A 14,241-nucleotide genomic window follows, 5' to 3' on the forward strand; every position below is an offset into this window, starting at 1 on the left:
TTAAGATAAATTAGAAGATGGGAGAATTTATATGACATTTTATCAGGAGTTGCAGTTAAATCAGACAGGTTCTAAAAACCTGTTGAAAAAGAGTGAAACACTAAAAGAAAAATTATATCATATGTGGGTATATCTGGTGAAGATAGCTGTTACAATGGCATTTTGTTTTTTCTTTGTTAGTATTTTCAGCATCCTATTTGGAAATGAGAACAGCATTGTAGGTGTAGTAGTCTTATTATGTCTCATGGTGTTTAGAAATGCGGATCTGGGGATCCACACCGGACAATCTACGATACTTTTGGCTTTGTTCTTTGTAATTATGACTGTATGTCCGCATTTAGCAAATCAGTTTTCACCGGTATTGGGAATGCTGTTAAATATTGCGGCATTGGCTGTGTTGATTCTGTTCGGATGCCATAATCCATTCATGTTTAATCAATCTACATTGGTTCTTGGGTATCTGCTGCTATATGGTTATGATGTTACGGGAAAAAGCTATCAGATGCGATTAGTCGGAATGGCTTTAGGTGCAGCACTTACCTGCTTCGTATTTTATCGAAATCATAAAAACAGAACTTATAAAAGAAATCTGAAAGATCTGATACAAGAATTTGATATCACTTCTTCCAGAACAAAATGGCAGATATGTCAGATTTTATGCGTACCGATTGTCCTTTGCATTGCAGAACTTTGTAATATGCCACGTGCAATGTGGGCTGGTATTGCGGCCATGTCCACGATTTTGCCGTTTATGGAAGATATGCACTACAGAGTCCGTAAAAGGATTGTCGGAAATATTGCAGGTGTTATATGTTTTACAGTATTATATTTTCTGCTTCCTTCGTCAATCTATGCATATATAGGAATTCTTGGTGGAATCGGTGTAGGATTTTCAGCACAATATGGCTGGCAGGCAGTATTTAACACATTTGGTGCTTTAGCCATTGCTGCAGAGACTTATGGACTACAAGGAGCGGTTAGTCTTAGAGTGATTCAAAATGTTTTTGGTGTTGTGTTTGCTTTAGCATTTTGTGTTATATTTTATTGGTTTATGTCTAAAAAAAAGGAAAGTGAGGTGACCGTACATGCAGAGTGAAGTGAATCAGGAAGAAAATTTGAATAGAATTATTACGGTTCCTAATCTTCTTTCTTTTTTTCGGCTTTGTCTGATTCCGGTAATTATATGGAGTTATTGTGTAAAGAAAAATCCTCTGTTAGCTGGTGAAATCTTATTGCTGTCTGGTCTTACGGATCTTGCTGATGGATATATCGCAAGAAGATTCCATAGGATTAGTAATTTAGGAAAAATACTTGATCCGGTGGCTGATAAGCTGACACAGGCAGCGATGTTAATCTGTCTGTTTACTCGTTTTCCGCATGTGCTTCTTTTAATCGTAATAATGGCAGGTAAGGAGCTGTATATGGTAGTCAGTGGATGTCTTGTGATACGAAAGACAGGAAAAGTACATGGTGCAGACTGGCATGGAAAGATAGTAACCTTTTTATTATATGGAACTGCAGCGGTGCATATTATATGGTTCCACATTACACCGATGGTATCAGATCTGTTGATTGGTTTGTGCGCTATAATGATGGTCATATCGGTCGCTCTGTATATTATCCAGAATACCAGGACTCTTAAGGGAGAGACTGTATAAGCAATTTTATATTGCAATGACTAGAAAAATATTTAGGAGAAGATAGATATAAACAGTAAGTCAAACACACAAACTATGGAGTCTTTAGTCGGTTTAATAAAATTTTAGATAGAAAATAAATCATTCAATGTCATTTAGATAAGGTTTTTTATGATGAAAACAGTATATCATATGCGTTCATGCATTGAAAATACTGTTCAGTTAAGAAATGCTGTATTTTTTAGGTGCACTAATGCGTAGAAAGCAGGTGTATGATGAGTTCAAATCATTTTAGGTTTAAGAAAATAATTTATGATCGTGTAGATGATGCTGATGTAAAAGTGACATCAACAAGTGCGATTGCTCAGATGTATATACGTAAACAGAATATTTTCACGGAGAAGAAGATATTTCCTTATGCCAAAATGGAAGACTTGAGATTAGATTTGTTACCTAAAATCAGGGTTATGGCCCAGAATCATGCGGGTGGGCAACATCCATGGACAGCAATGGATGATCAGGAACTATTGAAAAGTGCAGGACTGTATGGCAGAGATGTTGTTACAGGAGAAGAGGGATTCAATCTTGCAGCACTTATGCTTCTTGGAAAAGATGATGTGATTTTAAATGTTGCACCGACTTATGTGACAGATGCACTTGTAAGGAAAGTCAATGTAGATCGTTATGACGATCGGGAAATTATTAAGACAAATCTAATCGAAAGTTATAGTCAGCTTCTGGATTTCGGAAGAAAGAATTTGCCGGATAAGTTCTTTTTGGAAGGAGCTGTAAATAAGAGCCTTAGAAACACGATTGTAAGAGAAATGGTAAGCAATACCTTGATGCATCGGGAATTTACAAGCAGCTATACGGCAAAATTCGTGATTGAAAAAGATCGAATGTATGTGGAAAATGCAAACCGTGCAACCAAGGAAGGTTTTATAACAGTAGATAATCTGGAACCCAATCCAAAGAATCCGATTATAGCAGCATTTTTTAGAAATATCGGTTATGCTGATCAGCTTGGATCTGGGGTACGTAAACTATTTAAGTATTGCAAATTCTATTCAGGTAAAGAGCCGGAATTTGTTGAAGGAGATGTGTTCCGGATTATTGTGCCATTGGATGAGGAGTATTCTTTTGACTTTGGAGTTAATAATAAATCGGTGAGTGAAACTTTGGATGATAAAATTGCAACTTTAGAGAGCGACTTAAAAAGAACAAAAAATAAAATTGAGACTTTGGATTGCGACTTTGAAACAAAAGAGGAGTTGGAGATTGTTCAACTGATAAAAGAAAATCCATCTATCACACAAAAAGAAATTCAACAAAGGACAGGTATTTCATTAGGAACAGTAAAAAGAATTTTACCTAAACTACAGAAGAAAGGAATTCTTGTTAGAGAGGGCGGTAAACGTTTTGGCAGATGGATTATAAAATAAAATATAGCTTTTGCTAGTTGTTAAAAAACTGTGATAAACTAAAAGAGAAAATTTTATAGAGCAGGAGGGCTGATTTATGTGTCAGATAGTATTAAGTATACCGGATGAAGTTCTTTATGATACAAAAATGAGCCATGAGCAGGTGAATCAGTTTGCAAGACAAGCGGTGGCTCTTAGATATTATACTCAAAGTGGCGTCAACATAGGTTATTGTTCTCAGATAGCAGGAATGACAGAAGAAGAATTTATCAAATATTTAGGTCGAAATCATATATCGATCTTTCGGTTTGATAATGAAAAAGAATTCTTGGAGGAGTTGAATAATGCGTAAAGTAATTGGGAATTCAACACCGTTGATTATTCTGTGCAGGCAGATTAGATATTTTGGTACTTCGTATCTTGAGGATTTATAGAGAGATCTGGAAAGCTGCCTCCTTTCCATGGTTGTTTGGGTATAAAAAATAGTAATCAGTAGTAATCAGTAAACGAATGCCGTATAGCCCCATAAATCAGGGGTTACAGCACCCTGGGGAAAGAGTTCGATTCTCTCATCCCCTGTTGACTGAAGAGTCAGAAACCTTGATTTTCAAGGCTTCTGGCTTTTTCATTTTCCGGGTAATTCCAATGTAGTCAAACAGGAATCGTTCTTAAAATGAAAAATCAATTAATATTTAAATTCGTTTTATTGCTTTCAAATTTTTCTATTAAAATTTTCCCCATTATAATAATTTCTTTTTTCCAAGGATTCCCAAATATTCCATAGTTCCAGTCGGGGTCAAAAAATAAATGATAATCACCATTCGGATAGTAGGTAGGAAAATACACGTTACATTTTCTGTTAGTGTCATAATATTCATAATTAAAAGGGATATATTCTTTTGGAGAAAATAAAAAACAGTCATGTTGCCAATCAAAGGCATACACTTCATTGCTTACCAACTCTTCCAAAAAAGAATTAATTAGATATTCCTGTTCATCTGTCCAAGGAGTGTCTTTGTGATATGTCTTATTCTCATTAGGAATTTTTATCCATTCAAATTGTCCGTGTATCTTGGGGGTGAATTTATATTCATTATATAATTTGTTCCATAAGAGATTTTCTGTATTTTGTGGAATAATTTTCAATAGTACATTCCCCCTACGGTTATAGTATTCTATTCTTTATTATGTATATTTCTTAAGGTATGATAATATATTTTCATATCCGAATCTACTTGTTCTTTACTTCGCATACTATAAGTGTCTAAGTTAGTTGTATCTACGCTTAGACCAAGCATTCTGCAGATAATGTCAACTTGCCACACCTCAAGTGGGATTTCCAATTTCCTATCGTCATAGGCATCTATTACTAATGTTACAGATTTAATATTATCTTTTCTTTTGATGTTATTTTTCATCGTATCGTATTCTTCCTTTATTTGCAAATCTCTGATAAAGCTTTGTCGACAAAATCCATCTATGTACCCTCTTTTTAATACAATTCCATTTTCTGTAACCATTGTATCATGAAACGATATTCAAGTCATTTGAAAATCTAAATCATTTTAGGTTTTTCTAACTTTATAAAAATAGTTGACAAATAATAAATACCACTCTATAATCGTTCTAAAAAGAACGATATGGAGGAGAAAATGTATTTTTGGGATAAGCATAAAACAATAATAAGTTATTATGAGTTGCTTTCAGGCGCGGTATGTGATCGGTATGAGTTAACACAGATGGAATATGACATACTTATGTTCTTGCATAATAATCCGCAGAATAATACTGCAGCAGAAATCGTAAAGATTAGAAAATCAACAAAATCTCATGTGTCCACTTCGTTGAAAACCTTGGAAAACAAAGGGCTTGTTGAAAGGAAACAAAGTAAAGAGAATAAAAAGCATATTGAGATTTTTTTGCTGGATAAGGCAGAGCTAATTGTGGAAGCAGGATTAAATGCACAAAAAGAGTTTGCGAAAAATGTTTTAAGTGGAATGACAGAAGAAGAAAAGCATATGTGTATGAAGGTATTTGATAAAATCTGTAATAATGCAGAAAAATGTTTAAGGGAGCATAAGGAGCGGGATTTATAATGAAAGAGAACAGTTACAAACCACAGATGCCAGATGTGATGGAAGCGATATTTGATGCAGCGTATTTGCTTTTTGATCTGGTTGCAGCAATTTTATTTTTTATATTTTCAAAGGGAAATGTGTTGTTTATTCTTTATGGAATATTGACATTGACACTTTGCGGAGGAGATGCTTTTCATCTGGTACCAAGAATTATCCGGGCAGTACATGGAAGTAATGATAAAATAAAGAGACAGTTAGGGATTGGATTGCAGGTATCGTCTATCACAATGACAGTATTTTATATTATGTTGATGTATATCTGGAAATTAACATTCCCAGAATTAAAAATGCCAGTCATCATTGAAGCTATCATATGGATATCGGCAATCGTCAGAATTGTGATATGCATATTTCCACAGAATAACTGGTGTACGGATGAAGGTAATATGAAATTATCTATTATTAGAAATGCAGTCTTTGCAGTGACTGGCGTAGGAGTAATTATCCTGTATATCATATCGGGAAATACTTATGGATATCATATGACAAGAATGGTTGCAGCTATCATTATTTCTTTTGGCTGTTATCTTCCGGTAACTTTATTTAGTAAAACAAAACCAAAGGTTGGATTATTAATGATTCCAAAGACTTGTGCATATATGTGGATTATTGCAATGGGACTTCAGCTTTTATTTTAACAAAATATAGCAAGAATGCCTCTTCCTCTACAGGTGGGAGCAAGTTACTTGATTGTGGATTTAGGAGAGCCGGGAAACCGACTCTCTTTTTGGGAGTATAGTTGCACTGGTGTGGAAAAAAATGTATACTTGTAACAGAAGTGGGAAAGCAATAATTGAGATAATATGGAAGGACAACAATTTTATGAATGACGAGAGATATCTGGAATTATTAGCGGAGAAATATCCGACAGAACAGGCTGTCAGCAGGGAAATTATCAACCTGACGGCAATATTAAGTCTGCCAAAAGGAACAGAACATTTTATGAGCGATCTTCATGGCGAATATGAAGCGTTCTGCCATATTTTAAATAACTGTTCCGGTGTTATCCGGGAAAAAGTAGACCTGCTGTTCGGTGAGACACTTTCTGATTTTGACCGCGAGGAAATCTGTACATTGATCTATTATCCGGTGGAGAAGCTGGAACTTGTGCGGAAAGAAGGAAAGAATAATGAGGAGTGGTATCGTGCAACACTTGGAAAACTGATTGATATCGCGCGGCTTCTTTCTTCAAAATATACACGTTCTAAAGTTCGTAAGGCAATGCCGAAAGAGTATGCATATATTTTAGATGAGCTGATTCATGTACAGAAAGATGAAGATGATAATCAGGTAGTTTATCACAGAAATATTCTAGATACGCTTCTGGAACTTGACAATGCAGATGAATTTATTGAAGTGCTGGCAGGACTGATCAAACGTCTTGCAGTGGATCATTTACATATTGTGGGAGATATATTTGATCGTGGTGCATGTGCAGACCGGATCATGGATCTTCTGATGCAATATCACTCCCTGGATATTGAGTGGGGGAACCATGATATTCTCTGGATGGGAGCGGCAGCGGGAAGCAAGGCATGCATTGCAACGGTTGTCCGAAATAACCTGAAATATAATAATACGAAGATTCTTGAGAATAGTTATGGAATCAGTTTGCGGAATCTGGCTCTTTTTGCAGAAAAGATATATCCGAGCGAGGAACCAATGAAAGCTGCATTAAAAGCGATTTCTGTCATGCTTTTTAAGTTGGAGGGACAGGTAATCTTAAGGAATCCGGATTACAATATGACAGACAAGTTGCTTCTTCACAAAGTAAATGTGGAAAAGCAGACAGTAGAAATTGATGGAACTGAACATGCAATTAAAGAAGAGGCATTTCCGACAGTGAATTTTGATTCGGGCGATATAGAAGATGTTTATCAGTTGTCTGAGGAAGAAGAACAGGTGATGGAAGGGCTTCGTATGGCATTTGTGAACAGCATACGTCTCAGACAGCATATTGATTTTCTGTATCAGAAGGGAAGTATGTATCGCATTTTTAATGGGAATCTGCTCTATCATGGCTGTGTGCCATTAGATGAAAGTGGTAATCTGGAAGGCGTTGCATTTGGCAAGAAGAGATATCATGGAAGAGAGTATCTGGATTACGCGGAGAGAATTGCCAGACGGGCGTGGTCAAAAGATGCCAGACAAAAAGACCGTGATTTTATGTGGTATCTCTGGTGTGGAAGAAAATCCCCTCTTTCCGGAAGAAATATTAAGACATTTGAGCGGACTTATGTACTGGATGAAAATACGTGGTTTGAACAATCAAATCCATATTATAAATTCTATCATGAGGAGAAAGTCTGCAATATGATTCTTCATGAATTTGGATTGTATTCCGAGAGCTCTCATATTATCAATGGACATACGCCAGTCAGAACATCAAAGGGAGAACATCCGGTACGGGCCAATGGGAAACTGCTTGTCATTGATGGAGGCTTCTGTAAGAGTTATCATAAGACGACTGGAATAGCAGGATATACGTTAATATTTAACTCGCATGGAATCCGAATCAAATCACATCAGCCATTTCAGAGTGTCTATGCGGCTTTGACAGAGAATAAGGATATCGAATCCAAATCAGAACTGGTGGAGACAGAGAGTGAACGATTGATGGTGCGCAATACAGATATTGGTGCGAAAATCAAAGAGGATATTGAAGGATTAAAGATGTTACTGCGTGCTTACCGAAGTGGAGATTTTGATGTATAGAGAGTTGAAACACAGATTGGAAATATAGATTAAAAATATAGAGGACAGTATCTTATTGTAAGTCATGATTTGACAAAAGTAGTTGGCGTGAGATAGAATAAGAAACAGAATGTAGAGGCATTCTTGAATTCGCCAGAACGGTGAAATATAACAGCAGAGTCCCATGAAGATTTGAGAATGGAGGCGGAGTGGAGTAATGAAAGAAAAGATTATACAGGGCGGTATTGTGAACGGCGTTAAGATGCTGGTATGTCCGACTTGGGAAGAGGATTTTCAGACTGAGATCCATAAGACCGGAGGCTGTCTTAGAATCAGCATGAATTATTCGGCTGTAGATGTTTCTTATTGGAAAGAATTGGAAGAGATAGCTGAGAGATACGGATATGATCTGGATGAGGAAGCCAAAGAGATTATAAATGAATATGTAAAAAAATATGAACAGTTCGATGATATGATCTGGATGAGTGGAGAGACAGAAATTGGGTTCGAGACTTTTTGCCGGGCACTTGCAAAAAAAGCAGGGATATCGCCGCGTCAGGCAAAAGAATATGTTGTGTCAAATCTGCATAATCTGGAGCATGAAGAAGCAGTAGATGCATTGCTTCTGGCTTTGCAGATCATAAAATCAGAAAATGGACTGGAAGGGACACAGTGGAACAAACCGACCTGTGATTTTCTGAAGAAGGAATTTGAAAAGATGCTCGGACTAAACGACGGGCAGGCAAACGCATGATACATCAGATAGCAGCAACGCTGCTACTTATGATAGTATTTGGAACTTTATATGGTGCCCTTCGGGATCGCTACCCGAAGGGTTCTTTAGTATTTAAAGCGTCAGCAACCTGTATGGCGGTCTGGAATTGTGGAAGCGGTCTGGCAGCGGGAAAACAGGGATTTTCAGACTGGATGATATTTGTCGGTCTTTTGTTCTGCGTGCTTGCAGATGTGCTTTTAGAATTGGAATTTTTATGGGGAGTCGTTACATTTGGTATTGCACATTTTTGTTTTATTGCAGGAATTTACAGGATAGAAGGGATTCAAATTGGCAGTATTCTGGGAATACTTGGAATATACGGCGTGTTTCTTATGATTTTTCATAAAGGATTGCCGAAACTTGGGAAATTAAAGATTCCTGTACTTCTCTATGCAGCGGTCTTAAGTTCTATGGTATCTATGGCAGTTAGTGCAGCGGTTATTGTACCAGGAAGAAGCAGATATTTTCTGGCAGCAGGCGCCTGTGCATTTCTTATATCAGATAGCCTGATTGCAGTAAGAACTATTGAGAAAAAGCAGAGTCTTCTGATGGGTGCTGTGTTACTCATATTGTATTATGGTGCAGTTTATATGATGGGGATGTCAGTCTATATGCGCTAATCCTTGCAGTAACAATGTTGGAGAATTTTTGAATAATTAGGATGATATAAATTATTAAGAGCGCTTCATCAATTTTTTTGTTTTGATGAAGCGCTCTTAATTTCTCTCTTCTGAGTACATTGGACTATACCTTTCGGTTGATAACCTGTCCTTTCTTTTTATTATGGGGTGTTTCTTTTATGTTCCTGGTGGTTTATCCTCCTTTCGGATTTCTAGTTTTTTTATTTTTAATTTCTTCTTTTGTTTGACTATAATATATCACTTAATAATGAAAATGTCAATATAAAAATTGAAAATGATAAAAATAAAATCGCAATGTCAGATAATAGTGAAATTCAGATTGAAAAAATAGATTTCATTAATGGGAATAAGACATTGAAACAAGAATGTCGAGGTTATTATTGAAGAGATAAATAAAATACGAAAAGGTCAATAGAAGAATTTATGCAATATTTATAGAAAATATGCTATAATAATTTGAATTGCGCAAGGAGGAAGAGAGATGAAACCAAAGAATGCAGTTATGTTGTTACTGACTTCTCTGATTTGGGGAACCGCATTTGTTGCACAAAGCGTAGGAATGGACTTTCTTGGACCATTTACATTTAACGGAGTGCGAAGCTTTATTGGAGGAGTGACGCTTTTGCCGTGTATCTGGTTGTTGGAAAAGATGAATGGGAAGCCGGAAGTGGACGGAACAAGAAAAGATCTGATTCAGGGAGGAATTGCCTGTGGTCTGCTTTTATTTGCAGCAAGCAGCCTCCAACAGATGGGGATTCAGTACACAACAGCAGGAAAGGCGGGATTTATTACCGCATTTTATATTGTGTTTGTTCCGGTTCTTGGGATATTTTTAAAGAAAGCAGCAGGTTGGAAAGTGTGGATGTCAGTATTTCTGGCACTGATAGGGCTGTATTTCTTATGTATTAAAGAAGGATTTTCAATTGGCAAGGGCGACATTATGATTTTTGCCTGTGCATTGGTTTTTGCAGTACATATTCTGGTGATTGATTATTATTCACCAAAAGTAGATGGTGTGAAAATGTCATGTATCCAGTTCTTTGTGTGTGGAATTGCATCACTGCCGTTTATGTTCCTGACAGAAACGCCGCAAATTGGAAATATATTAGATGCCCGGATGCCGATTTTATATGCGGGAGTCATGTCCTGTGGGGTGGCATATACATTACAAATCCTCGGACAGAAGCATGCGAATCCGGCGATTGCATCACTGCTTTTAAGTATGGAATCTTGTTTTTCTGTACTTTCCGGCTGGATAATATTAGGAGAAACACTGTCAGCGAGAGAAGGAATAGGCTGTGTGTTGATGTTTGTGGCAATTATACTTGCACAGCTTCCGGACAAGAGAGAAAAATTAAAAAATGGGCAGGCATAAAAGGATTATGTAAATACAAAAGACAGGAGAGAGAAAATGAGATTCGTAATTCAGAGAGTGTTAGAAAGTGAAGTAAAGGTAGATGGAGAGAGCCTTGGAAAAATCGGGAAAGGATTTATGGTTTTAATCGGAGTCAGCAATGATGATACAAAAGAAGTGGCTGACAAGATGGTAAAGAAAATGTTAGGACTTCGTATTTTTGAAGATGAACAGGGAAAAACCAATCTGTCACTGGATGCAGTAGGAGGAGAACTTCTTCTCATCTCTCAGTTTACATTATATGCAAACTGCAAGAGAGGAAACCGGCCAAGCTTCATCGAAGCCGGAGCACCGGATATGGCCTCGGAAATGTATGAATACATTATTGAAAAATGCAAGGAACAGGTAGAGGTTGTAGAAAGAGGAAGATTCGGAGCGGATATGAAAGTCAGTCTTGTTAATGACGGACCATTTACAATCGTGTTAGATTCTGAAACTTTATAAGATTTAATTCTTGAATGTCAACAGGGCCGGGATGCAGTACATTTGTAATTATGTATTGTGTTCCGGTCCTGTTAATATATCAGCTGGGAGATGAATCCTGGATATGATCCCATCATGGATAATTATAAAAAAATAATAAATCCTATTGACATTTACATTCAAAGTGATTATTCTAACCGTTAGGCATTTAATAATTAGCCGTCTAATTATTAAAGATGAATTGATTTTACAAAAAAGTTCAAAACAAATAAAAAGAACTTTGAATTGGGAGGTGAGAAAACTGTGAATGATAAATGGATGGAATCTGGATTTATGTTGATTCAGCAGGTGGCGCATCTTGCTAAATACCAGACTTTGAAAGAGATGGAATCCTGCGGATTAAAACCAAATCAGGCAGGAATATTGGTTGTGTTGCGAAGTGAAGGCGGATTATCCCAAAAAGAGCTTGCTAAGCGCATGGGAGTGACGCCACCGTCTATGACAGCGGCGCTGAAAAAAATGGAAAAACAAGGATATGTTCTGCGGGAGCAGGATGAGAAAGACCAGCGGATTACGAGGATTCGAATATCTGATCAGGGAATTGAGTGTCTGAATGGACTTCAGCATATGATGCGAAATCTGGAGAAAAGGCTGTATGAAGGTATTTCTGCAGAAGAACGGCAGGAAATGAAGGAGACGCTTTTAAAAATGAGAGAAAATGTGCTCAGGTACAAAGAGTTTCAAGGAATGGATATGTGTGAGATCATGGAGAAGACCAGACCGCCGAAAATGCCGGAAAAATCGATTTAATAGAAAAGAAAAAATTCATTTATTATAGTAATAACGAGAAAGGATAAGACAGCTTATGAGAAAATTATTTCAGTTTTTAAAGCCATATGCACCACGGGTACTTCTGATATTATGTGTCCTTGTCGTGCAGGCTTACTGTGATTTGTCTCTGCCGACCTATACTTCAAATATTGTAAATGTAGGAATTCAGCAGAGCGGTATCGATGAGGAAATTCCGGAGAATATTTCTGAAGAAGAAATGAACCGGCTGCTATTGTTTGTGTCGGAGGACGACAGGCAGGATATTCAGGATGCATATGAAAAAAGTAGTGAAAGCTTTGATTACGATGGAGAAGTGCTGACACTGAAAGATTCAGTGAAATCAGATAATGAAAAGCTTGATGCACTTACAGAAGAGATGAAACTTCCGATGATGCTGACTGACGGATTTGAGAATGGCAGTGATACAACAAAGCCGATGGAAGGGCAGTTAAAAGAGCAGATGAGCCAGGTGCCGGGAATCGAGAAGATGTCCGTGTTTGACATATTTGGCATGATGGATGATACGCAGAGAGCAGCAATTGTTGATAAGATTACGGAGCAGATGGATAAGATGCCGGATTCGATTCTGGATCAGGCAGCAATTTCTTATGTGAAATCCACGTACGAACAGATTGGTCTGGATACCGGACATATGAGTACGGTGTATATTTTAAAAACAGGTGCAAAGATGCTGGGACTTGCAGCACTTGGCATGGCAGCAAGTATTCTTGCCTGTCTTATGGCATCAAGAGTTGGAGCTAAGGTCGGACGTGGACTCAGACGTGATACCTTCCGCAAAGTCATTGGATTTTCTAACGCAGAGTTTGATAAATTCTCGACCGCATCATTAATTACAAGAAGTACCAATGATATTCAGCAGATTCAGTTTCTGACAGTCATGATTCTTCGTATTGTGCTGTATGCGCCGGTTATGGCAATCGGAGGAATTTTGAAAGTATCTAAGACAAATGTGGATATGTTCTGGATCATAGGCCTGGCAGTGCTGCTTATTGTTATGGTTGTGGCAGTGCTTTTCATTGTAGTTATGCCGAAATTCAAAATCGTACAGAACATGGTAGATAAACTGAATCTGGTCAGCCGAGAGATTCTGACCGGACTTCCGGTTATCCGTGCGTTCCATACAGAGAAACATGAGGAAGAACGTTTTGACAAGGCAAATAAAGATCTGACAAAACTGAACTTATTTGTCAACCGTGCCATGACATTTATGATGCCGACTATGATGCTTGTGATGAATGGGATTACCGTTCTGATTGTGTGGGTCGGTGGACACAGTATTAATGACGGAGCAATGCAGGTCGGAGATATGATGGCATTTATCCAGTATGCAATGCAAATTATTATGTCATTCCTTATGATCTGTATGATTTCGGTTATGCTTCCAAGAGCAGCAGTTTCTGCAGAGCGTGTGGATGAAGTCTTGAAGAGCGAGACAAAAATCCATGATCCAAAGGAGCCAAAGACACTTCCTAAAAACGGCAAAGGCGAAGTTGCATTTGAACATGTATCTTTCCACTATCCGGGAGCAGAAGAAGATGTACTGCATGACATTACATTTACCGCAAAACCGGGAGAAACGACAGCATTTATCGGAAGTACCGGATGTGGTAAATCTACACTGGTCAACCTGATTCCGCGATTCTATGATGTGACAGAAGGAAAGATTACGATTGACGGACAGGATGTAAGAGATCTGACACAGCATGAACTTCGTGATAAACTGGGATATGTTCCACAGAAAGGAGTGCTGTTCTCAGGAAATATTGCTTCTAATATTATGTTCGGTAATCCGGCTGGAAGTGAGCAGGAGATGACAGAGGCGGCTCAGATTGCACAGGCTGTCGAATTTATCGACACGAAGCCGGAACGCTACAAGAGCCCAATCTCACAGGGAGGTGCCAATGTTTCCGGTGGACAAAAGCAGAGACTTTCCATCGCGAGAGCCATAGCAAAACACCCGGATGTATACATTTTTGATGACAGCTTTTCTGCACTGGATTACAAGACAGATACAGTTCTAAGAAGCGCATTAAAAGAAAAGACAACAGACAGTGTCGTTCTGATCGTGGCCCAAAGAATCAGTACAATTCTTCATGCAGAGCAGATCATTGTTTTGGATGACGGTAAGATCGTTGGAAAAGGAACGCATGAAGAGCTTCTGAAAACTTGTGATGCCTACTATCAGATTGCAGCGTCCCAGTTGTCGGAGAGTGAATTAAAAGAAGCAATGAAGGAGGAAGACTAAT

General features: G+C 37.8%; 15 protein-coding genes. 13 read left to right on the forward strand and 2 right to left on the reverse strand.

What is annotated here, in order from left to right; translation table 11 throughout:
• Positions 1-31 precede the first annotated feature (31 nt).
• The 4 genes from NQ560_RS04815 (at position 32) to NQ560_RS04830 (ending at position 3,410) form a co-directional block, all read left to right on the forward strand.
• A complete protein-coding gene (locus NQ560_RS04815; protein ID WP_005335448.1) occupies positions 32-1,096 on the forward strand; it encodes an FUSC family protein in 1,065 nt (354 codons plus the stop codon).
• Positions 1,086-1,658: a CDP-alcohol phosphatidyltransferase family protein gene (locus NQ560_RS04820; RefSeq protein WP_005335451.1), complete on the forward strand. Its 573-nt coding sequence runs from the start codon at positions 1,086-1,088 to the stop codon at positions 1,656-1,658. The genes NQ560_RS04815 and NQ560_RS04820 overlap by 11 nt, the downstream gene beginning before the upstream one ends.
• 251 nt (positions 1,659-1,909) lie before the next feature.
• Positions 1,910-3,079: a winged helix-turn-helix transcriptional regulator gene (locus tag NQ560_RS04825; RefSeq protein ID WP_005335452.1), complete on the forward strand. Its 1,170-nt coding sequence runs from the start codon at positions 1,910-1,912 to the stop codon at positions 3,077-3,079.
• 76 nt (positions 3,080-3,155) lie between these two features.
• A complete protein-coding gene (locus NQ560_RS04830; protein ID WP_005335453.1) occupies positions 3,156-3,410 on the forward strand; it encodes a UPF0175 family protein in 255 nt (84 codons plus the stop codon).
• Positions 3,411-3,739: 329 nt separating this feature from the next.
• Here the strand turns inward: NQ560_RS04830 and NQ560_RS04835 are convergent, their stop codons facing one another.
• Positions 3,740-4,204, reverse strand: a complete 465-nt coding sequence (locus tag NQ560_RS04835) for a DUF2716 domain-containing protein (RefSeq protein ID WP_005335454.1) — start codon at positions 4,202-4,204, stop codon at positions 3,740-3,742.
• Between the two features lie 29 nt (positions 4,205-4,233).
• Positions 4,234-4,476 carry a hypothetical protein gene (locus NQ560_RS04840; RefSeq protein WP_040015651.1) on the reverse strand — a complete coding sequence of 81 codons (243 nt, stop codon included), beginning with the start codon at positions 4,474-4,476 and terminating at the stop codon, positions 4,234-4,236.
• Positions 4,477-4,797: 321 nt separating this feature from the next.
• Here NQ560_RS04840 and NQ560_RS04845 point away from each other — a divergent pair, with 321 nt between their 5' ends.
• The 9 genes from NQ560_RS04845 (at position 4,798) to NQ560_RS04885 (ending at position 14,240) form a co-directional block, all read left to right on the forward strand.
• A complete protein-coding gene (locus tag NQ560_RS04845; protein ID WP_233420486.1) occupies positions 4,798-5,154 on the forward strand; it encodes a MarR family winged helix-turn-helix transcriptional regulator in 357 nt (118 codons plus the stop codon).
• The gene (locus NQ560_RS04850; RefSeq protein ID WP_005335458.1) at positions 5,154-5,834 is read left to right on the forward strand and encodes a hypothetical protein; all 681 of its coding nucleotides are present in this window, start codon (positions 5,154-5,156) and stop codon (positions 5,832-5,834) included. The genes NQ560_RS04845 and NQ560_RS04850 overlap by 1 nt, the downstream gene beginning before the upstream one ends.
• Positions 5,835-6,018: 184 nt before the next feature.
• Positions 6,019-7,911 carry a fructose-bisphosphatase class III gene (locus tag NQ560_RS04855; RefSeq protein ID WP_040015653.1) on the forward strand — a complete coding sequence of 631 codons (1,893 nt, stop codon included), beginning with the start codon at positions 6,019-6,021 and terminating at the stop codon, positions 7,909-7,911.
• Positions 7,912-8,107: 196 nt separating this feature from the next.
• On the forward strand, positions 8,108-8,644 hold the full coding sequence (locus NQ560_RS04860; protein ID WP_005335465.1) for a hypothetical protein: 537 nt from the start codon (positions 8,108-8,110) through the stop codon (positions 8,642-8,644).
• Positions 8,641-9,285 (forward strand): lysoplasmalogenase, encoded by a 645-nt coding sequence (locus NQ560_RS04865; RefSeq protein ID WP_005335466.1) that lies wholly within the window; start codon positions 8,641-8,643, stop codon positions 9,283-9,285. The genes NQ560_RS04860 and NQ560_RS04865 overlap by 4 nt, the downstream gene beginning before the upstream one ends.
• A 502-nt stretch (positions 9,286-9,787) precedes the next feature.
• Entirely contained in the window at positions 9,788-10,681 is an 894-nt protein-coding gene (locus NQ560_RS04870) for a DMT family transporter (protein WP_005335474.1), read from the forward strand.
• Between the two features lie 36 nt (positions 10,682-10,717).
• Positions 10,718-11,164 carry a D-aminoacyl-tRNA deacylase gene (gene dtd, locus NQ560_RS04875; RefSeq protein ID WP_005335476.1) on the forward strand — a complete coding sequence of 149 codons (447 nt, stop codon included), beginning with the start codon at positions 10,718-10,720 and terminating at the stop codon, positions 11,162-11,164.
• 282 nt (positions 11,165-11,446) lie between these two features.
• Entirely contained in the window at positions 11,447-11,953 is a 507-nt protein-coding gene (locus NQ560_RS04880; RefSeq protein WP_005340748.1) for a MarR family winged helix-turn-helix transcriptional regulator, read from the forward strand.
• A 55-nt stretch (positions 11,954-12,008) separates the two neighbouring features.
• Positions 12,009-14,240, forward strand: coding sequence for an ABC transporter ATP-binding protein (locus tag NQ560_RS04885; RefSeq protein ID WP_005335479.1), 2,232 nt, complete (start codon positions 12,009-12,011; stop codon positions 14,238-14,240).
• Position 14,241 lies beyond the last annotated feature (1 nt).

The organism is Dorea formicigenerans (assembly GCF_025150245.1).
Lineage (GTDB): Bacteria > Bacillota > Clostridia > Lachnospirales > Lachnospiraceae > Dorea > Dorea formicigenerans.